Consider the following 19,347-nt stretch of genomic DNA (forward strand, 5'->3'; position numbering starts at 1 on the left):
GACCGCCCGTGACTGCCTACCGCCGCTTCCGCAACGTGATCCGCATCGGCCCCGTGCAGGTCGCCACGTCCTACGACGGCCGTGGCCGCGACAAGCACACCGCCGCCTGCACCGCCCCCGGCTGCGGCTTCGCCGCCGACTACGACACCCGCGCCGGTGCCGAACTCGCCGCCCGCACCCACCGCTGCAAGGCATGAGAGGAGATCGCGCCATGGACGTACCGCTCTGGCTCGCCCTGCTCGTCGTCGGATGGCTCGGCGTCAAGCTCGCCCGCCCGCCGTGGTGGCTGGTCGCCGTGCTCCTGATCGGTGGCTACCTCGTCGCCGGAAGCTTCCTCGCCCCCGCCCTCGGCACCGTCCTCAAGTAGAAGGGAACCACCTCGTGTTCACGCCGAAGTACCCGCCTCAGGACACCGCACCGCGCGCCACGGCCACCGCCCCGACCGCCTACACCCCGGCGCCCGTCCAGCCGTCGGCCCCGGCGCCGGTCCCGGTCGCCCCGGTCTCGAACCGGCCCACCGTCCAGCTCACCCCCGGTAGCGCTCTCGCCCTCGCCGCTGGCGGCGGCGCCGTGGTCCTCGTCGTCGGCGCGGTCCTGGTCTCGCTGCTGCTCGCGGTCGCCATCACCGGCGTCTCCGTCGCCGTGGTCGCGGTCGTCCTGCGCCTGCTCATCAAGGACCTGCACAAGCCCTGAACGGCCCCGGGGCGGCTCTCTCGCCAAAGATCCGCCGCCCCGGCGCCTGCACACCTTCCAGACCCATCGGACCCGAAAGGGAAGCCCCATGATGCCCCAGCACGCCCAGAACACGCGCGTCTGCCGCGACTGCGACGGCTTCGCCACCGCCGCCATCACCACCGGCACCCGCCACGCCGACGGCACCCGCGCCACCCTCCGCGTCACCTGCCCGACCTGCAAGGGCACCGGCCACACCGCCCCCGCCTCCACGCTCGCCCGCGCCGGGCGGTGACCGCCATGGCTGACCTCACCCCGACCCCGGACCGCCCTGGCCTGCACGTCAGCAAGCCGTCCCCGTCCGCCCCCGCCACCGCGTCGGCCGTCTGCCACTGCGGCGCCCGCGCCACCGCCACGGGTGACGCCCAGGTCAAGGCGCTGGTCGACGGCTGGGACGCCAACCACGGCCGCGCACACGGAAGGAAGTAACCGCGTGACCACCGCCGCCACCATGGCGGGCCTGGACCCGGCCACCCTCGCCGACGTGCTGAGGCTGGCCGGGTCTTCGGACCTCGACCGCATCCAAGACCAGATCCGCCGTACCGGCGGCTGCTCCGACCCGATCCACCTGCAAGGCTCCACCGTCACCCGCGACGCTGCCACCGGCTACGTGCTGCACTCGTACTCGACCGACACCGAACCCGGCGGCCGACTCCGTATCGCTTGCGGCAACCGCCGTGCCTCGCGCTGCCCGTCCTGCGCCTGGACCTACGCGGGCGATACCTACCACCTGATGCGCGCCGGACTTGTCGGCGACCCGGCCAAGGGCACCCCGCACACCATCCGCGATCACCCCCGGGTCTTCGCCACGCTCACCGCGCCCTCGTTCGGCCCCGTCCACAACCGCCCCGGTAACCGGCCGTGCCGTTGCGGCGTCCGTCACGCTGAGGACGCGCCCGAACTCGGCACCCCGCTTGACCCCGCCTCGTACGACTATGCGGGCGCGGTGCTGTGGAACAACCACGCCTCCGACCTGTGGCGCTACTTCACGATCTACCTGCGCCGCGAGATCGCCCGCCGGGCCGGACTCACGCAGAAGGAAGCCCGTGAACAGTCCCGCGTCTCCTTCGGCAAGGTCGCCGAGTATCAGAAGCGCGGGGCCGTGCACTTCCATGCCGTGATCCGCTTCGACGGTCCCGACGGGCCCGACAGCCTGCCGCCGGGCTGGGCCACCCTCGACGTTCTCACCGATTCGATCCGCGCTGCCGCTGCCCGCGTCGCTGTCGACGTACCGCCCGCGGGAGACGAGCCCGCTCGCACCCTGGGCTGGGGCACACAGCTCGATGTCCAGCCGATCGGCGCTTTCGGCCACGGTGAGGAGATCACTGAACAGGCCGTGGCTTCCTACGTCGCCAAGTACGCGACCAAGGCCGCTGAGACGACCGGCACTGTTGACCGCCGCATCGGCAACAAAGAGGCCCTGGTTCTGCTCGGCGTGCCCGACCACCCCGCCCGGCTCATCGCCGCGTGCCTCGACCTGCACGCGCTCTACCCGGACCGCAAGCTTCGGGACTGGGCTCACATGCTCGGCTTCCGCGGCCACTTCTCCACCAAGTCCCGCCGCTACTCCACCACCCTCGGCGCTCTGCGCCAGGTCCGAGCCGACTACCGCGCCGCCCAGCAACGCACCGCCCTGGGCCTGCCCGAACCCGACGACGCCCCGGAGGCAACCACGCTCACCCTCGCCCACTGGACCTACGCCGGACACGGCCACACTCCCGGCGAATCCTGGCTCGCCGCCAACATCCGCCGCGAGATCCAGCACAACCGCGAAACCGCCCGCGAGGAACTACCCGCCCTGCTCGACCTGGAAGGAGCCGCCGCATGACCACCGCCGCCCCCGAGCTGCTGACCGTGCCGGAGGTCATGGCGAGCCTCAAGGTCGGCCGGACCAAGGTCTACGACCTGATCCGCACTCACCGTCTGGTCTCGATCAAAGTCGACGGCTGCCGTCGCATCCCGGCTGACTCGGTCGGGGACTTCATCCGCGGGCAGATCGAGAGGGGGGCCTGATGACCAAGAGGCGCCCTAACGGCGGCGGCACGATCTCAAAGCGAGCGGACGGCCGATACATGGGCCGCGCGTACGTCACCGACACGGACGGCAACCGCGTCCGCAAGACCGTGTACGGAGCCACCTGGGACGAAGCCAATGAGAAGCTCGGCAAGCTCCAGGACCAGGAACGCAACGGCGTCCCGGTGCCCGCGCGCTCCTGGACCCTTGGCGAGTGGCTGGCGTACTGGCTGGAGCACATCGTCGAGCCGGAGCGCGAGCACAACACGTACGTCAAGTACGAGTCCAAGGTGAGGCTGTACCTGCTGCCGCACCTCGGTAAGAAGCCGCTGGTCAAGCTCACCCCCGCCCTGATCCGTACGTTCATGGCGGCCCTGAAGCGCGACAAGGTCGGCTCGTCCACCCGCTTTGAGGTGCTCCGCGTCCTCCGAAACGCGCTCAACCGGGCCATCCGAGAGGAGATCCTGACGCGCAACGTCGCGCTCCTGGTCGACATGCCCAAGGTCAGCAAGGACAAGGGCAAGGCGTGGAACGCCCGTGAGGCGATCACGTTCCTTCGCGCGGCCCGCGCTCACCGCCTCTACGCGGCCTGCGTCCTCGTCCTGGTGCTCGGTCTGCGGCGCAGTGAGCTTCTGGGCCTGCGCTGGCAAGACATCGACTTCGAGGCTCGACAGTTCACCCCGGTCAAGCAGGTGCAGCGGGTCAAGGGCGTCGGCCTGGTCCTCAAGGACCTCAAGACCGAGTCGTCACAGGCGGTGCTCCCCCTGCCGGAGTTCTGTGCTCGCGTCCTGGAAGAGCGCCGGGAGCTGCAAGAGCTGGAACGGAAGATCGCGGGTGAGCACTGGTCGCAGGATCCGGACCATGACCTGATCTTCTCCTCGGAGCATGGCGGCATGATCGACCCGGTGGGTTTCTCCCGCACCTTCGATCGGCTCGTCAAGCGGGCTGGCGTCCGTCGCATCACGGTCCGGCTCGCCCGGCACACCTGCGGGACCCTGCTCGCCTTCCTGAAGGTGCACCCCAAGGTGGCTCAGGCGATCCTCCGGCACAGTCAGATCAGCATGACCATGGACGTGTACACGCACGTCGTCGGCGACAGTGAGCGTGAAGCGGTCGGCATGCTCGCGGAGCTGCTGGAAGATCCGCTCATCGGCTGACCGCCGCTGTTGGTGTCAATCACTGGTGTCAAAAGACCCCCGGACCAATGATCCGGGGGTCTTTTCGCTGGTGGGGCTAACAGGATTTGAACCTGTGGCCTCATCCTTATCAGGGATGCGCTCTAACCAACTGAGCTATAGCCCCGCCGCGCTCTTGCGGGGTGTGTCCCGCGCGCTGACTCCTGAAGATTAGCGCACGAGGGGGGCAGTCCCAAAATCGGTTGTCGGGGACCGTCAGCGCACGGCGGCAGGTGAGGTCACTCGTCCTCGGCCAGCGTCAGCTCGATGCCGCCCACGAAGCCCGCGGACAGGTTGTAGATGAACGCGCCGAGGGTCGCGAGCGCCGTCGCGAGGACCACGTCGATCACCGCGATGATCGTCGTGAAGGTCAGGACGTGCGGGAGGGAGAGGAAGGCCTGGAGGTCGAAGCCGTTCGCCTCGTTGGAGCCGGTCGCCTCCGAGATGGTGCCGCCGACCGTCGAGAACACGCCCATCGCGTCCATGACCATCCACAGCACCGCCGAGGCGACGACCGTGCAGATGCCGAGCGCGATGGAGAGCAGGAAGCTGACCTTCATGACCGACCACGGGTCGGCCTTGGCCACGCGCAGCCGGGCCTTGCGGGTGCGCGGCGCGGTCTTCGCGCCGGTGCGCGGCCGGCGTACGGCACCGTCCGGGGCCTGCGCCGGATAGGCCTGCGGCGGGTGGTAGGGCGCGGCGGTCTCGGGGCGCCGCTCGCCGGGCAGCGGGGATGCCTGCTGCCCCTCGGCCGGGCCGGGCTGGGTCTGCGGGCCGCGGGTGTCCGTCACAGTTCCCCCCTGGGGTCCGTGCGTATCGGGCGAGGGTGAGCCGTCCGTGCCTGCGTCGATCTTGCGCAGCTGGGTCGTGTGCGGGTCCGCCGCACGCGCGGCGGAGCCACGGCCGCCGCCGTCCGTTTCCGTACCCGTGGAGGTACCGGCCGATCCGGCGCCCGTGGCTCCGCTCACGATGACTCACTCCTCGTGCCTACTCGGCCGAGGGCGCCTCACCCTCGTCCGTGCCGGTGGTCGCGGCACCCTCGGCGGTCTCGTCCACGGCCACGTCGCCGTCGACTTCCTCCGCCTCGCGCCCCGCCTCGGCGTTACGTGCGATACCGACCACGGCATCGCGCTTGCCCAGGTTGATCAGTTGGACGCCCATGGTGTCACGGCCCGTCTCCCTGATCTCGTTGACTCGCGTACGAATCACACCGCCGGACAGGGTGATGGCGAGGATCTCGTCGTTCTCCTCGACAATCAGCGCGCCGACGAGAGAACCACGGTCCTCCACGATCTTGGCGGCCTTGATGCCGAGGCCGCCGCGACCCTGGACGCGGTACTCGTCGACGCCGGTCCGCTTGGCGTACCCGCCGTCCGTCGCAGTGAACACGAACGTACCGGGTCGAACAACATTCATCGACAGAAGTTCATCGCCTTCGCGGAAACTCATCCCCTTGACACCGGAGGTGGCGCGGCCCATCGGGCGCAGGGTGTCGTCCGAGGCGGTGAACCTGATCGACTGTGCCTTCTTGCTGATCAGAAGGAGATCGTCGTCGGCCGAGACCAGTTCGGCGCCGATCAGCTCGTCGTCCGTACCGTCCTCGCGCTCCCGCAGATTGATCGCGATGACACCGCCGGAACGGGGCGAATCGTAATCCTTCAGAGGCGTCTTCTTGACCAGACCGGCCTTGGTGGCCAGGACCAAGTAGGGCGCCGCCTCGTAGTCACGGATCGCGAGGATCTCGGCGATCGCCTCGTCCGGCTGGAAGGCGAGCAGGTTCGCCACGTGCTGGCCGCGCGCGTCCCGGCCCGCGTCCGGAAGCTCGTACGCCTTCGCCCGGTACACCCGGCCCTTGTTGGTGAAGAACAGCAGCCAGTGGTGCGTGGTGGAGACGAAGAAGTGGTCGACGATGTCGTCTTCCTTCAGCTTCGTACCGCGCACGCCCTTGCCGCCGCGCTTCTGCGCCCGGTAGTCGACCGTCTTGGTGCGCTTGACGTAACCGCCGCGCGAGACGGTGACGACGATGTCCTCCTCGGCGATCAGGTCCTCGATGGACATGTCACCGTCGTAGGGCACCAGCATCGTCTTGCGGTCGTCGCCGTACTTCTCGACGATCGCGGCGAGCTCCGCACTGACGATCCCGCGCTGGCGGACCGGGGAGGCGAGGATCGCGTTGTACTCGGTGATCTTCGCCTGGAGTTCGTCGTGCTCCTGGACGATCTTCTGGCGCTCCAGGGCGGCCAGGCGGCGCAGCTGCATCTCGAGGATGGCGTTCGCCTGGATCTCGTCGATCTCCAGGAGGTCCATCAGGCCCCCGCGCGCGATCTCGACGGTCTCACTGCGCCGGATCAGCGCGATGACCTCGTCGATGGCGTCCAGGGCCTTCAGCAGACCGCGCAGGATGTGGGCGCGCTCCTCGGCCTTGCGCAGACGGAAGCGGGTCCGGCGGACGATGACCTCGATCTGGTGCGTCACCCAGTGGCGGATGAACGCGTCCAGGGACAGCGTGCGCGGCACCCCGTCCACCAGCGCCAGCATGTTGGCGCCGAAGTTCGTCTGCAGGTCCGTGTGCTTGTAGAGGTTGTTCAGGACGACCTTGGCGACCGCGTCCCGCTTGAGGACGATCACCAGGCGCTGGCCGGTACGGGACGACGTCTCGTCGCGCACGTCCGCGATGCCGCCGATCTTGCCGTCCTTCACCAGGTCAGCGATCTTCTGCGCCAGGTTGTCCGGGTTCACCTGGTACGGCAGCTCAGTGACCACCAGGCACTGGCGGTTCTGGATCTCCTCGACCTCGACCACCGCGCGCATCGTGATGGAGCCGCGGCCGGTGCGGTACGCCTCCTCGATGCCCTTGCGGCCGACGACGAGCGCGCCGGTCGGGAAGTCCGGGCCCTTGATGCGCTCGATGAGCGCGTCCAGCAGCTCCTCGTGGCTCGCTTCCGGGTTCTCCAGGTACCACTGGGCGCCGGCCGCGACCTCGCGCAGGTTGTGCGGCGGGATGTTGGTCGCCATGCCGACCGCGATACCGGCCGAGCCGTTGATCAGCAGGTTCGGGAAGCGGGAGGGCAGGACGGTCGGCTCCTGGGAGCGGCCGTCGTAGTTGTCCGTGAAGTCGACGGTCTCCTCGTCGATGTCGCGGACCATCTCCATCGACAGCGGCGCCATCTTGCACTCGGTATAGCGCATCGCCGCCGCCGGGTCGTTGCCCGGGGAGCCGAAGTTGCCGTTGGAGTCCACCAGCGGCATCCGCATCGACCACGGCTGCGCGAGGCGGACCAGCGCGTCGTAGATCGAGGAGTCGCCGTGCGGGTGGTAGTTGCCCATGACGTCGCCGACGACACGGGCGCACTTGTAGAAGCCGCGCTCGGGGCGGTAGCCGCCGTCGTACATGGCGTACAGGACGCGGCGGTGGACGGGCTTGAGGCCGTCCCGGACGTCGGGCAGCGCACGGGACACGATGACGGACATCGCGTAGTCCAGGTACGAGCGCTGCATCTCCGTCTCGAGCCCGACGGGCTCGACGCGCAGGGTGACCTCGCCGCCCTCGGTCTCAGGAGTGTCTGGAGTGTTCTCGTCGGCCATTGCTGGTGAAGATCCTTCCTGGTGCGGTCAGCTGAGACCGACTCAGATGTCGAGGAAGCGGACGTCCTTGGCGTTGCGCTGGATGAACTGGCGACGCGCCTCGACGTCCTCGCCCATCAGGACCGAGAACAGGTCGTCGGCCTGGGCGGCGTCGTCCAGGGTGACCTGGCCGAGGACCCGGTGCTCCTGGTCCATGGTCGTCACGCGCAGCTCCTCGGCGTTCATCTCGCCGAGGCCCTTGAAGCGCTGGATCGAGTCCTCCTTGACGCGCTTGCCGCGCTGACGGCCCATCTCCAGCAGCGCGTCGCGCTCGCGGTCGGAGTAGGCGTACTCGACCTCGTCCCGACCCCACTTGATCTTGTACAGCGGCGGACGGGACAGGTACACGTGCCCCTTCTCCACCAGGTCCCGCATGAAGCGGAACAGGAAGGTCAGCAGCAGGGTGTTGATGTGCTGGCCGTCGACGTCGGCGTCCGCCATCAGGATGATCTTGTGATAGCGCAGCTTCTCGATGTCGAAGTCCTCGTGCACACCCGTGCCGAAGGCGGAGATCAGCGCCTGGATCTCCTGGTTCTGCAGGATCTTGTCGATCCTGGCCTTCTCGACGTTGAGGATCTTGCCGCGGATCGGGAGGATCGCCTGGTACTGCGGGTTGCGGCCGGACTTGGCCGAGCCGCCGGCGGAGTCACCCTCGACGATGAAGATCTCGCACTTGGTGGGGTCGTTGGACTGGCAGTCCGACAGCTTGCCCGGCAGGGACGCCGTCTCCAGCAGGCCCTTGCGGCGCGTGAGGTCGCGGGCCTTGCGGGCCGCCACGCGCGCGGTGGCCGCCTGGATGCCCTTGCGGACGATGTCCGCGGCCTCGAGCGGGTTGCGGTCCAGCCAGTCGTTGAGGTGTTCGTAGACCGCCTTCTGCACGAAGGTCTTGGCCTCCGTGTTGCCCAGCTTGGTCTTCGTCTGGCCCTCGAACTGCGGCTCGCTCAGCTTGACCGAGATGATCGCGGTCAGACCCTCACGGATGTCGTCACCGGTGAGGTTGTCGTCCTTCTCGCGCAGCAGCTTCTTGTCGCGCGCGTACTTGTTGATCAGCGAGGTCAGCGCGGCGCGGAAGCCCTCTTCGTGGGTACCGCCCTCGTGGGTGTGGATGATGTTCGCGAACGAGTACACACCCTCGCTGTAGCCGCTGTTCCACTGCATCGCGACCTCGAGGGACAGGCTCTTGTCCTTGTCCTCGGCGTCCAGGTCGATGACGGTGTTGTGTACCACGTCTCCCTTGCGGGAGTTGAGGTACTTCACGAAGTCGACGATGCCGCCCTCGTAGTGGTACGTGACGGTCTTGACTTCGTCCTTCTCGTCGGCGCCCGCCTCGTCCGCCCCCGAGGTCGCCTTCGCCGACTCGCGCTCGTCAGTGAGTTTGATCGTCAAACCCTTGTTGAGGAACGCCATCTCCTGGAAGCGCCGCGACAGCGTCTCGAAGGAGTACTCGGTGGTCTCGAAGATGTCCGCATCGGCCCAGAAGGTCACCGAGGTGCCGGTCTCCTCGATCGCCTCGTGCTGGGCGAGCGGGGCCGTCGGGACGCCCAGCTTGTAGTCCTGCGTCCAGCGGTGGCCGTCGGTCCTGACCTCGACCGACACCTTGCTGGACAGGGCGTTCACGACGGAGACACCGACACCGTGCAGACCGCCGGAGACGGCGTAGCCGCCGCCGCCGAACTTGCCGCCCGCGTGCAGCACGGTCAGCACGACCTCGACGGCCGGCTTGCCCTCGGAGGGCACGATGCCCACCGGGATGCCACGGCCATTGTCGACGACGCGCACGCCGCCGTCGGCGAGGATCGTCACGTCGATGGTGTCCGCGTAGCCGGCCAGCGCCTCGTCGACCGAGTTGTCGACGACCTCGTACACCAGGTGGTGCAGACCGCGCTCGCCGGTGGAGCCGATGTACATGCCGGGCCGCTTGCGGACCGCGTCCAGCCCTTCGAGCACGGTGATGGCACTGGCGTCGTAGGAGGCCGTGACCTCGGCGTTCACGCCGGCGTCGGTGGACGGGATGTTCTCGTTGGGGTTGCCGGAATCGGCCACGAAGCGCCCTTTCTGGCACAGCACGAGCCAGGCTCGTCGGCGGGTTGCCGGAGCGGCTGCGGCATGTTGCGTTGGTAAGCCTTGATCAGCGTTGCTCAGCTTTTCCCGGGCGGTCCCCACGTTTGGGGCGGGATTGGCTTCCAGTCTACCGGTAGCGCCGACAGTGATGGGGGTTTGCCGGTACCTGAGTCCTCATGTGCCGCCCTCAACCGGTCTCGGCCGGGTCCCGATATACGGAAGGGGGCTCCAAGCGGCTCACAGCGCCACTCAGCGCTTCGGGCCGTCAACCCTTGGCTACTGGGGGGTCAGCTCGTGATCCACACCTGGGCACGGGGGTGCGACAGGGGGCACGACGAGACCGCGCCTCGGCCGCAAGACGTGAGGTACGTCACCCATAGGTATCGCCGGGGCCCGTGCTCCCCGGGGCGCGCAGGGGGCCGTAGCGGCGGGCGGGGCCGCCGGGGCCGTTGACCTTGATCAGCCGGACCGTGCCGTGCCCGAGGTCCTCGTTGAGGCGGGCGACCAGGGTCGGGGCGAGCAGGCGCAGCTGGGTCGCCCACGCCGTCGAATCGCACTGCACCGACAGCACGCGCTCGTCCTCGTCGTACCTCTGCGGCACGCAGTGCTTGGCCAGGTCCTCGCCGACGATCTCCGGCCAGCGGCCCATGACGCCGCCCACCGCGGCCGGAGTCTCCCAGCCGCGCTCGTTGATCAGCCGGTTGATCGCGGCGCCGAGCGCCATCGGGTCGCGTCCGTCGGCCCGCGCGCCGGAGCGCAGACCGCCGCCGCGCCGCGCCTGCTTCTTCTGCCGCGCCGCGTCCCCACGCGCGCGTGCCTGCTCCTTCGCGGCGCGCAACGCCACGCGCGCGAGGTCGACACCGGAGGGTTCCGGAGACTTCCCGGGGTTCTTCGGGGTGGGTTCGTCGGTGCTCATACGCGCTCCACCGTCCCGTCGGCCACCGTATACCGGGCGCCGACCAGCACCTGCGGTACGTCGTCGTCCACAGCGGCGGTGACCAGCACCTGCTCGCCGGGCGCGACCAGCTCGGCCAGCCGCTCACGGCGGCGGGCGTCCAGTTCCGCGAAGACGTCGTCCAGGATCAGCACCGGCTCGTTGCCCTCCGCGCGCAGCAGGTCGTACGAGGCCAGGCGCAGCGCGAGGGCGTAGGACCAGGACTCGCCGTGGGAGGCGTATCCCTTGGCGGGCAGCTGACCGAGTTTGAGAACCAGATCGTCCCGGTGAGGGCCTATGAGGGTGACGCCCCGCTCGATCTCCTGCTTGCGCGCCTCCGCCAGGGCGGCCATCAGCTGGGCGTAGAGGTCCTCGCGCGTGTGCGCCTCGCCGGGCGCGGACGGCTTGTACTCCAGCGCGAGGGGACCGCCGCCGGGCGCCAGCTGCTCGTACGCCTTGTCGGCCAGCGGCTGGAGCGCGGCGATCAGGTCCAGGCGCCGGGCGAGCAGCTCGGCGCCCGCGTGCGCGAGGTGCTGGTCCCACACGTCGAGCGTGGACAGGTCCATGGAGCGCCCGCCGTGCCTGCGGGCGAGGGCGGCGGACTTCAGGAGCGTGTTGCGCTGCTTGAGCACCCGCTCGTAGTCGGACCGCACGCCCGCCATGCGTGGGGAACGCGCGGTGATCAACTCGTCCAGGAACCGGCGCCGCTCACCGGGATCCCCCTTGACCAGCGCGAGATCCTCCGGCGCGAACAGCACCGTCCGTACGATCCCCAGCACGTCCCTCGGTCTGACCTGCGAGGAGCGGTTGATGCGGGCACGGTTGGCCTTGCCGGGGTTCAGCTCCAGCTCCACCAGCTGCTGCCGCTCGCCCTGCCTGACCTGCGCCCGGATGACGGCCCGCTCGGCGCCCATACGGACCAGGGGGGCGTCGGAGGCGACGCGGTGGCTGCCGAGGGTGGAGAGATAGCCGACCGCCTCGACCAGGTTGGTCTTGCCCTGGCCGTTGGGGCCGACGAAGGCGGTGACGCCCGGGTCGAGCGGGACCTCGACCCGGACGTACGAGCGGAAGTCGGCCAGCGAAAGATGCGTGACGTGCATGGTCGTTCGCCGACCTCCCCCAGGGTTGTGGATCGCGGGGCGACCCTGTGGATTACTTCTTCTCTACGGCGTGGCCGCCGAACTGGTTGCGCAGCGCGGCGATCATCTTCATCTGCGGCGAGTCCTCCTGGCGGGAGGCGAACCGCGCGAACAGCGACGCGGTGATCGCGGGCAGCGGCACCGCGTGGTCGATGGCGGCTTCCACAGTCCAGCGTCCCTCACCGGAGTCCTGTGCATAACCGCGCAGCTGGTGGAGGTGCTCGTCCTCGTCGAGGGCGTTCACCGCGAGGTCCAGCAGCCAGGAGCGGATGACCGTGCCCTCCTGCCAGGAGCGGAAGACCTCGCGGACGTTCTCCACGGAGTCGACCTTCTCCAGCAGCTCCCAGCCCTCGGCATAAGCCTGCATCATCGCGTACTCGATGCCGTTGTGGACCATCTTCGCGAAGTGGCCCGCGCCGACCTTGCCGGCGTGCACCGAGCCGAAGTCGCCCTCCGGCTTGAGCGCGTCGAAGACCGGCTGCACCTTGGCGACGTTCTCGGCGTCGCCGCCGTACATCAGCGCGTACCCGTTCTCCAGGCCCCAGACGCCGCCGGAGACACCGCAGTCCACGAAGCCAATGCCCTTGGCGGCCAGCTCCTCGGCGTGCTTCTCGTCGTCCGTCCAGCGGGAGTTGCCGCCGTCCACGACCACGTCGCCGGGCTCCAGCAGCTCGGCGAGCTGGTCGATCGTGGTCTGGGTGGGCTCGCCGGCCGGGACCATCACCCAGACCACGCGCGGACCGCTGAGCTTGCCCACAAGCTCTTCCAGGCTGTGGACATCCGCGAGGTCGGCGTTGCGGTCGTATCCGAGGACGGTGTGGCCCGCGCGGCGGATCCGCTCGCGCATGTTGCCGCCCATCTTGCCGAGGCCGACGAGACCGAGCTCCATCAGTTGTGTTCCTTAGGTTGCTGTGTGGCGTGTGGGGCACCTGCGTACCCGGGTCCGAGCCTAGTCCCGGCCCCTCACGCACAGCTGTGGGCATACGCGCTCATACGTATGCCCTCACCTGGGAGTTTGTCCTGTGGATACCGGCGGCTGAGCTCAGCCGCTCAACCGCACCGGCATGATCAGGTACTTGTACGCGTCGTCGGCCTCGGCGTCCAGCGCCGGCTTGCCGCTGAGCAGCGCGGGCTTGGTGGACGTCGTGAACGACAGCTGGGCCACCGGGGAGTCGATGGCGCTCAGGCCGTCCAGCAGGAACGTCGGGTTGAAGGCGATCGAGATGTCGTCGCCCTCCAGCTGGGCGTCGACCCTTTCCACAGCCTGTGCATCATCGCTGGAGCCGGCTTCCAGGATCAGCACGCCCTGCTCGAAGCTCAGCCGCACCGGGGTGTTGCGCTCGGCGACCAGGGCCACGCGCTTGACGGCCTCCACGAAGGGGGCGGTCTCGATCACGGCGACGGAGTTGAACTCCGTCGGGAACAGCGTGCGGTACTTCGGCAGGTCGCCCTCGAGCAGACGGGTCGTCGTACGACGCCCGGCGCCCTCGAAGCCGATCAGGCCCTCGCCCGCGCCGGAGCCGGAGAGCGCCAGCATGACGCTGTCGCCCGCGCCGAGCGACTTGGCGGTGTCCAGCAGCGTCTTGGCCGGGACCAGGGCGACCGCGGAGGCGTCCGGGTTCTCCGGCTTCCACAGGAACTCGCGGACCGCGAAGCGGTAGCGGTCGGTGGAGGCCAGGGTGACCGTGTCGCCCTCGATCTCGATGCGCACACCCGTGAGGACGGGCAGCGTGTCGTCACGGCCGGCGGCGATGGCCACCTGGGACACGGCGGCGGCGAAGACCTCGCCGGGGACGGTGCCCGTGGCGTTCGGCATCTGGGGCAGCGCCGGGTACTCCTCCACAGGCAGGGTGTGGAGTGTGAATCGCGAGGAGCCGCAGACCACGGTCGCCCGTACACCGTCTGTGGAAATCTCCACCGGGCGGTTGGGGAGAGCGCGGGAGATGTCGGCGAGCAGGCGGCCGGAGACGAGGACCGTGCCCTCCTCCTCGACCTCGGCCTCGACGCTCACCTTCGCGGAAACCTCGTAGTCGAAGCTCGACAGGCTCAGCTGGCCGTCCTCGGCCTTCAGCAGGAGGCCGGCGAGGACAGGCGCCGGCGGACGGGCCGGGAGGCTGCGTGCTGCCCACGCCACTGCCTCCGCGAGTACGTCGCGTTCCACCCGGATCTTCACCGTAAGCCGCCTCCTGCTGTTGCTACTGAGTCCTCCGACTCGGTGTCACCGCCCACTGCGGAGGGAAGGACACCGGGGACCAGTCTGACGCACCGCACTGACAGTAGGTGCCTGTCGGGGTCAAGTCGCTCCGAGGGGCAGCCGGGCTCGAGAGCGCGAGTTGTGCACAGGCCCCGCTTCGAAACGGATTCCCAGCTCTCTCTAGTTGGGAGTAGTAGTAGGGCCTGTGGATACCGTGGATAACTACGTTTTCCCAGCTCAGAGCAGGAATTTTGTCCACTGGCCCTGTGGGTGGAGGCGGTGGACAACCAGGGGTATCTGTGGAGAACAGAAAGTTCTGCACACACCGCCCACAGACCGAGGGCAGTTCTCCCCAGCTGCGTCCCCAGGTTTACCCACGTTTCCCACACCCCAATCCGGCACCTTCGTGTGACGGCTTTCACTCGATGCGGTGAGCGGGTGCGTCGCGTTGCCGAACAGTGGACAGCCATGTGGAGAAGCCGGGAATCATTGGGGACAACCGGCCCCAGCCTGTGGGCTGCCGGTGGACAACTCCGTGCACAGCCTGTGGATCTCCGCTTCGTCCACAGCCTGTGGAGATCGTTCGTCCACGATTCCACAGGCAGCTGAGCTGGGCGGACGGCTCTTACCCAGGCTCCCTGTGGACACGGTTCGGGACAACTCCGCAGTCCCCAGGATGTGGACGGAAGAAAGTCACCGAATCTGTGGAGAGTGGCCGTAACCAGGCACTTAATCGAACAGCGAGTGGCCGGGAGGGGCGGCGCGGACTACGGGGCCGACCCTCCCCAGTGCTTGCGAACCACGCCTCGGGGGCCCGCAGACGTACGCATCCGGGCCCGCTGACGCACGCTGTCGGCTCCGCTGAGCCTCGACCCACAGCGCCCCGGGGACTCACGTCCCGGCTCTCGGCCGGCCGTCCCTGCGCAGAAAAAGGGCGCCCCGGGATACCCCCGAGACGCCCTCAGCGCTGTCGCGCGGCCGGTGTCAGCCGTTCTTGATGCGGTTCGTCAGCTCGGTCACCTGGTTGTAGATCGAGCGCCGCTCGGCCATCAGCGCGCGGATCTTGCGGTCGGCGTGCATGACGGTCGTGTGGTCGCGGCCGCCGAACTGCGCGCCGATCTTCGGCAGCGACAGATCGGTCAGCTCCCGGCACAGGTACATCGCGATCTGCCGGGCGGTGACCAGCGCGCGCCCGCGCGAGGTGCCGCACAGGTCCTCCACCGTCAGCCCGAAGTAGTCGGCGGTGGCGGCCATGATGGCCGGCGCGGTGATCTCCGGGGCGCTGTCCTCGCCGCCCGGGATCAGGTCCTTGAGGACGATCTCGGTCAGGCCGAGGTCCACCGGCTGCCGGTTGAGCGAGGCGAAGGCGGTCACCCGGATCAGCGCACCCTCCAGCTCACGGATGTTCCGCGAGATGCGGGAGGCGATGAACTCCAGTACCTCCGGCGGGGCGTTGAGCTGCTCCTGCACCGCCTTCTTGCGCAGGATCGCGATGCGGGTCTCCAGCTCGGGCGGCTGGACGTCGGTGATCAGACCCCACTCGAAACGGTTCCGCAGCCGGTCCTCCAGCGTGACCAGCTGCTTGGGCGGCCGGTCGCTGGAGAGCACGATCTGCTTGTTGGCGTTGTGGAGCGTGTTGAAGGTGTGGAAGAACTCCTCCTGCGTCGACTCCTTGTCCGCGAGGAACTGGATGTCGTCGACGAGCAGGATGTCCATCTCGCGGTAGCGCTTGCGGAAGCTGTCGCCCTTGCCGTCGCGGATGGAGTTGATGAACTCGTTGGTGAACTCCTCCGAGCTGACGTACCGCACGCGCGTGCCCGGGTAGAGGCTGCGCGCGTAGTGCCCGATCGCGTGCAGCAGATGCGTCTTGCCGAGCCCCGACTCCCCGTAGATGAACAGGGGGTTGTACGCCTTCGCCGGTGCCTCGGCGACGGCCACCGCGGCCGCGTGCGCGAACCGGTTGGAGGCGCCGATGACGAACGTGTCGAAGAGGTACTTCGGGTTCAGCCGTGCGGTCGGCTCACCGGAGCCGCTCGCCGACGCGGGCTGCGCGGCCAGCGGACCGCTCCCTGGGGCCGACGGCAGGTCCGGGCGGCCGGGGCCGCCACGGTGCACCGGGCCGACGCCGGAGGGCGGCTCGGGCAGCTCACGGCGGACGGGGTCGCGCTGGTCGTACTCGGTCCGGGACGGGTCGTACTCGGAGCGGGGGGGGTCGTAGTCCGGGCGCGGTGCGTCGTACTCGGGGCGCTGCTGGTCGTAGGGCGGGCGCTCCCTGCCCTGCGGGCGGTAGTCCTGGGCCGGCGAGCCGTAGGCGTCCTGCCCGGAGGAGCCGTAGGAGTCCTGCGACGGCGAGGCGTACGGGTCGCGCTCGGGGAAGCCGAGGCGCGGCTGCTGCCAGCCGTACTCGTCCTGGGTGGGCCGCGGCCAGGCGCCGGGCTCGGGGCGCTGGTACTCGGACGGATACGCAGGGCGGGCGGTCGGGAGCTGATCTGCGCGGGAGGACGGTTCGCCGCCCGGGTGCTGGTCGCCGGCGCGGCGCCGGCCGTAGCCCTCGTACGGTCCGGAGGGCAGCTCCGGCTCCTCGTAACGCGGCTGCGGCTGCTGCGCGGGCGGCGCCGAGGGAGCCGACGGCTCGCCCGCGGAGTCGTCCACGGTGATCGCGATGCGGATGGGGCGGCCGCACTCGCGGCTCAGGGTCTCGCTGACGATCGGCGCGAGACGGCCCTCCAGTACGCCTTTCGCGAATTCGTTCGGTACGGCGAGCAGAGCGGTGTCCGCGACCAGCGCGAGCGGCTGGCAGCGCCGGATCCAGTGCTCGTCCTTCACCTCGACACCCTGTCCGCGGCCCTCACCGAGGAGCTGCTCCAGTACTCGTGGCCACACTGCGGCAAGATCGGCAGGTACGTCAGCCACAGGGCACGCTCTCTCACAGGTCCCACGAACGTGTGGTTCGCGGACGGGTCGGGATGGAATCCGGGTGGGTGGCGGGGGATCCCGCTCGCTGGGGACAAAGGAACGAATCGGAGTTCAGCCACGGTAGTCAGCGCGGCGGGTGCGGTTCAAGTTGTTGTCCCCAGCCTGTGGATAGTGTCTCTCATCGGCCCTCGGTTTGACCGGATGGCGCAGCCCCGCGTACCGTAACCAGGTCGAGTTGTCGATGGCTGCTGCCGCCTGCCTCCGATGGGCACAGGTCACTTCGGGTGATCGGGAAGCGGTGCACTCGGGCGTGACGCGAGCTACTCGTGGGCGCACGGTGACAGCCAGGACGGCACCCCGCCACTACCGATACCTTTCTGGAGCCCCCGAGTGAGCAAGCGCACCTTCCAGCCGAACAACCGTCGTCGCGCGAAGACCCACGGCTTCCGGCTGCGTATGCGCACCCGTGCCGGCCGCGCGATTCTCGCGTCCCGCCGTGGCAAGGGTCGCGCCCGCCTGTCCGCCTGATCCCGATCAGGTCATGCCATCGTGCTGCCTACCGAGAACCGGCTGAGGCGGCGCGAGGACTTCGCGACCGCGGTACGACGGGGTCGTCGGGCAGGCCGCCCGACCCTCGTCGTCCACCTTCGTAGCGGTGCCACGGACCCGCACGCGCCTGGGGAGAGCGCTCCCCCGACGCGTGCGGGTTTCGTCGTGAGCAAGGCCGTGGGTGGAGCAGTCGTGCGAAACAAAGTGAAGCGCAGACTGCGCCATCTGATGCGTGACCGAGTCGCCCTGTTTCCGCCCGGTAGCCTGGTAGTCGTACGAGCGCTGCCCGGATCGGGCGACGCAGACCACACTCAGCTGGCCCGAGACCTGGATGCCGCTCTTGAACGGCTGCTGGGAGGGGGCGCGCGATGAAGTACCCGCTGCTGGCTCTGATCAAGCTGTACCAGTGGACGATCAGTCCCTTGCTGGGGCCGGTGTGCAAGTACTACCCGTCGTGCTCCCACTACGGCTACACGGCCATCGACCGGCATGGTGCGATCAAGGGCACGGCACTCACCGCCTGGCGCATCCTCCGGTGCAATCCGTGGTCGCTCGGCGATGTGGACCATGTTCCGCCGCGCAAGCGTCCGCGGTGGCACGAAATGCTGCGCAACGCTTGGCGCGCACGCAAGGGCGGGCCCTCCGCCGCTGAGCCGGCCATCGAAGAGAAGCCTCATCCCGAGCTTCCTCCGAGCCCGGCCGCAGAGACCTCGTCCCATGCCCAAGGAGCATGATTAGTGGACACGATTGCCAGCCTCTTCAGCTTCATCACAACACCTGTCTCCTGGGTCATCGTCCAGTTCCACACGGTGTACGGCGCCATCTTCGGCCCTGACACCGGATGGGCCTGGGGCCTGTCCATCGTGTCCTTGGTGATCCTGATCCGTATCTGCCTGATCCCGCTCTTCGTGAAGCAGATCAAGGCGACCCGGGCCATGCAGACGCTCCAGCCCGAGATGAAGAAGATCCAGGAGCGCTACAAGAACGACAAACAGCGTCAGTCCGAAGAGATGATGAAGCTGTACAAGGAGTCGGGTACCAACCCGCTCTCCTCGTGCCTTCCCATCCTGGCGCAGTCCCCGTTCTTCTTCGCCCTGTACCACGTGCTCAACGCCATCGCGTCGGGCAAGACCATCGGCGTCATCAACGAGCAGCTGCTCGCCAGTGCCCGTCAGGCGCACATCTTCGGGGCCCCGCTCGCCGCGAAGTTCAAGGACAGCGCCGACACGATCCACGCGCTGAACGCCTCGGTCACCGACGTGCGCGTCGTGACGGTGGTCATGATCGTCATGATGTCGGCGTCGCAGTTCTACACGCAGCGCCAGCTGATGACGAAGAACGTCGACACCACGGTGAAGACGCCGTTCATGCAGCAGCAGAAGATGCTGATGTACGTCTTCCCGGTCATGTTCGCCGTCTTCGGCATCAACTTCCCGGTCGGTGTCCTCATCTACTGGCTGACCACCAACGTGTGGACCATGGGCCAGCAGATGTACGTCATCCACAACAACCCGACTCCGGGTTCCAAGGCCCAGGCCGCCTACCTGGAGCGCCTGACCAAGCACGTCACTCACCACGGCAAGGTCCGTCGCCGGGGCGAGAAGGCCATCGTCAAGGCGATCGTCTCCAAGGGCCGCGACCGCAACGAGTTCGAGCGCAAGTTCATCAACGCCCTGAACAAGTCGGGTCTCGCCGCTCAGGCCGACGGCACCGTGGCGAAGGGCGAGGCCCAGGCCGTCGTGCAGGCCGAGGACGGTACGACCACTGCCACCGCCGCCGCGCGGCGCCAGCAGCCCAAGCGTCAGAGCAAGGCCCAGCGCCAGTCCGGGCCCAAGCAGGCGGGCGACGACGACACCACCTCACTGGAGAAGTCCGACGAGCCGCAGGACGCCAGGCCCGCCGCTGCCAAGCAGCCCGAGAAGCCCGGCTCCGGCACCCGCAGCAAGGCCCAGTCCGGCCAGCGCAAGAGCGGCCCGCAGCGGCCCAAGTCCCCGTCCAAGAAGTAAGAAG

Annotated in this window: 20 protein-coding genes and 1 tRNA gene; 12 read left to right on the forward strand and 9 right to left on the reverse strand. The window is 68.7% G+C overall.

Going from position 1 to position 19,347, the window contains the following annotated elements:
• Positions 1–8 precede the first annotated feature (8 nt).
• The 8 genes from AQI88_RS18855 (at position 9) to AQI88_RS18885 (ending at position 3,902) form a co-directional block, all read left to right on the forward strand.
• Positions 9–197 (forward strand): mobile element transfer protein, encoded by a 189-nt coding sequence (locus AQI88_RS18855; RefSeq protein ID WP_030067617.1) that lies wholly within the window; start codon positions 9–11, stop codon positions 195–197.
• 14 nt (positions 198–211) lie between these two features.
• Positions 212–367 carry a hypothetical protein gene (locus AQI88_RS45100; RefSeq protein ID WP_107118600.1) on the forward strand — a complete coding sequence of 52 codons (156 nt, stop codon included), beginning with the start codon at positions 212–214 and terminating at the stop codon, positions 365–367.
• Between the two features lie 14 nt (positions 368–381).
• Entirely contained in the window at positions 382–693 is a 312-nt protein-coding gene (locus AQI88_RS18860) for a SpdD protein (protein ID WP_067000360.1), read from the forward strand.
• 91 nt (positions 694–784) lie between these two features.
• Positions 785–967 carry a hypothetical protein gene (locus AQI88_RS18865; protein ID WP_067000889.1) on the forward strand — a complete coding sequence of 61 codons (183 nt, stop codon included), beginning with the start codon at positions 785–787 and terminating at the stop codon, positions 965–967.
• 5 nt (positions 968–972) lie between these two features.
• Positions 973–1,161 carry a hypothetical protein gene (locus tag AQI88_RS18870; RefSeq protein ID WP_067000363.1) on the forward strand — a complete coding sequence of 63 codons (189 nt, stop codon included), beginning with the start codon at positions 973–975 and terminating at the stop codon, positions 1,159–1,161.
• 4 nt (positions 1,162–1,165) lie between these two features.
• Positions 1,166–2,560 carry a replication initiator protein RepSA gene (gene repSA, locus AQI88_RS18875; RefSeq protein ID WP_067000366.1) on the forward strand — a complete coding sequence of 465 codons (1,395 nt, stop codon included), beginning with the start codon at positions 1,166–1,168 and terminating at the stop codon, positions 2,558–2,560.
• The gene (locus tag AQI88_RS18880) at positions 2,557–2,745 is read left to right on the forward strand and encodes a helix-turn-helix domain-containing protein (RefSeq protein ID WP_067000369.1); all 189 of its coding nucleotides are present in this window, start codon (positions 2,557–2,559) and stop codon (positions 2,743–2,745) included. The genes repSA and AQI88_RS18880 overlap by 4 nt, the downstream gene beginning before the upstream one ends.
• Positions 2,745–3,902 carry a tyrosine-type recombinase/integrase gene (locus tag AQI88_RS18885; protein WP_067000372.1) on the forward strand — a complete coding sequence of 386 codons (1,158 nt, stop codon included), beginning with the start codon at positions 2,745–2,747 and terminating at the stop codon, positions 3,900–3,902. The genes AQI88_RS18880 and AQI88_RS18885 overlap by 1 nt, the downstream gene beginning before the upstream one ends.
• Positions 3,903–3,970: 68 nt before the next feature.
• Here AQI88_RS18885 and AQI88_RS18890 read toward each other — a convergent pair.
• The 9 genes from AQI88_RS18890 to dnaA all read right to left on the reverse strand — a co-directional run bounded on the left by AQI88_RS18890 (position 3,971) and on the right by dnaA (position 16,785).
• Positions 3,971–4,047, reverse strand: a tRNA-Ile gene (locus AQI88_RS18890).
• Between the two features lie 112 nt (positions 4,048–4,159).
• Positions 4,160–4,888 (reverse strand): DUF3566 domain-containing protein, encoded by a 729-nt coding sequence (locus AQI88_RS18895; RefSeq protein ID WP_067000375.1) that lies wholly within the window; start codon positions 4,886–4,888, stop codon positions 4,160–4,162.
• A 19-nt stretch (positions 4,889–4,907) separates the two neighbouring features.
• Positions 4,908–7,505, reverse strand: coding sequence for a DNA gyrase subunit A (gene gyrA, locus AQI88_RS18900; protein WP_067000378.1), 2,598 nt, complete (start codon positions 7,503–7,505; stop codon positions 4,908–4,910).
• Positions 7,506–7,547: 42 nt separating this feature from the next.
• Positions 7,548–9,611: a DNA topoisomerase (ATP-hydrolyzing) subunit B gene (gyrB, locus tag AQI88_RS18905; protein ID WP_067000381.1), complete on the reverse strand. Its 2,064-nt coding sequence runs from the start codon at positions 9,609–9,611 to the stop codon at positions 7,548–7,550.
• Positions 9,612–9,975: 364 nt separating this feature from the next.
• Positions 9,976–10,521, reverse strand: coding sequence for a DciA family protein (locus AQI88_RS18910; RefSeq protein WP_067000384.1), 546 nt, complete (start codon positions 10,519–10,521; stop codon positions 9,976–9,978).
• On the reverse strand, positions 10,518–11,639 hold the full coding sequence (gene recF / locus AQI88_RS18915; RefSeq protein ID WP_067000386.1) for a DNA replication/repair protein RecF: 1,122 nt from the start codon (positions 11,637–11,639) through the stop codon (positions 10,518–10,520). The genes AQI88_RS18910 and recF overlap by 4 nt, the downstream gene beginning before the upstream one ends.
• Before the next feature lie 52 nt (positions 11,640–11,691).
• The gene (gnd, locus tag AQI88_RS18920) at positions 11,692–12,567 is read right to left on the reverse strand and encodes a phosphogluconate dehydrogenase (NAD(+)-dependent, decarboxylating) (protein ID WP_067000388.1); all 876 of its coding nucleotides are present in this window, start codon (positions 12,565–12,567) and stop codon (positions 11,692–11,694) included.
• 153 nt (positions 12,568–12,720) lie between these two features.
• Positions 12,721–13,851, reverse strand: coding sequence for a DNA polymerase III subunit beta (gene dnaN, locus AQI88_RS18925; protein ID WP_067000391.1), 1,131 nt, complete (start codon positions 13,849–13,851; stop codon positions 12,721–12,723).
• 1,005 nt (positions 13,852–14,856) lie between these two features.
• Entirely contained in the window at positions 14,857–16,785 is a 1,929-nt protein-coding gene (gene dnaA, locus AQI88_RS18930; protein ID WP_079057658.1) for a chromosomal replication initiator protein DnaA, read from the reverse strand.
• A gap of 393 nt (positions 16,786–17,178) precedes the next feature.
• Here dnaA and rpmH point away from each other — a divergent pair, with 393 nt between their 5' ends.
• Genes rpmH through yidC form a run of 4 tightly spaced genes read left to right on the forward strand, consistent with a single transcriptional unit; the run spans position 17,179 to position 19,343 of the window.
• Complete coding sequence (gene rpmH / locus AQI88_RS18935) at positions 17,179–17,316, forward strand: 50S ribosomal protein L34 (protein ID WP_003949374.1); 138 nt, start codon at positions 17,179–17,181, stop codon at positions 17,314–17,316.
• A 21-nt stretch (positions 17,317–17,337) separates the two neighbouring features.
• The gene (gene rnpA, locus AQI88_RS43245) at positions 17,338–17,709 is read left to right on the forward strand and encodes a ribonuclease P protein component (protein ID WP_079057659.1); all 372 of its coding nucleotides are present in this window, start codon (positions 17,338–17,340) and stop codon (positions 17,707–17,709) included.
• Positions 17,706–18,071 carry a membrane protein insertion efficiency factor YidD gene (gene yidD / locus AQI88_RS18945; protein WP_067000399.1) on the forward strand — a complete coding sequence of 122 codons (366 nt, stop codon included), beginning with the start codon at positions 17,706–17,708 and terminating at the stop codon, positions 18,069–18,071. The genes rnpA and yidD overlap by 4 nt, the downstream gene beginning before the upstream one ends.
• 3 nt (positions 18,072–18,074) lie before the next feature.
• Positions 18,075–19,343 carry a membrane protein insertase YidC gene (gene yidC, locus AQI88_RS18950; protein WP_067000402.1) on the forward strand — a complete coding sequence of 423 codons (1,269 nt, stop codon included), beginning with the start codon at positions 18,075–18,077 and terminating at the stop codon, positions 19,341–19,343.
• Positions 19,344–19,347: the final 4 nt, after the last annotated feature.

It is taken from the genome of Streptomyces cellostaticus (assembly GCF_001513965.1).
GTDB lineage: Bacteria > Actinomycetota > Actinomycetes > Streptomycetales > Streptomycetaceae > Streptomyces > Streptomyces cellostaticus.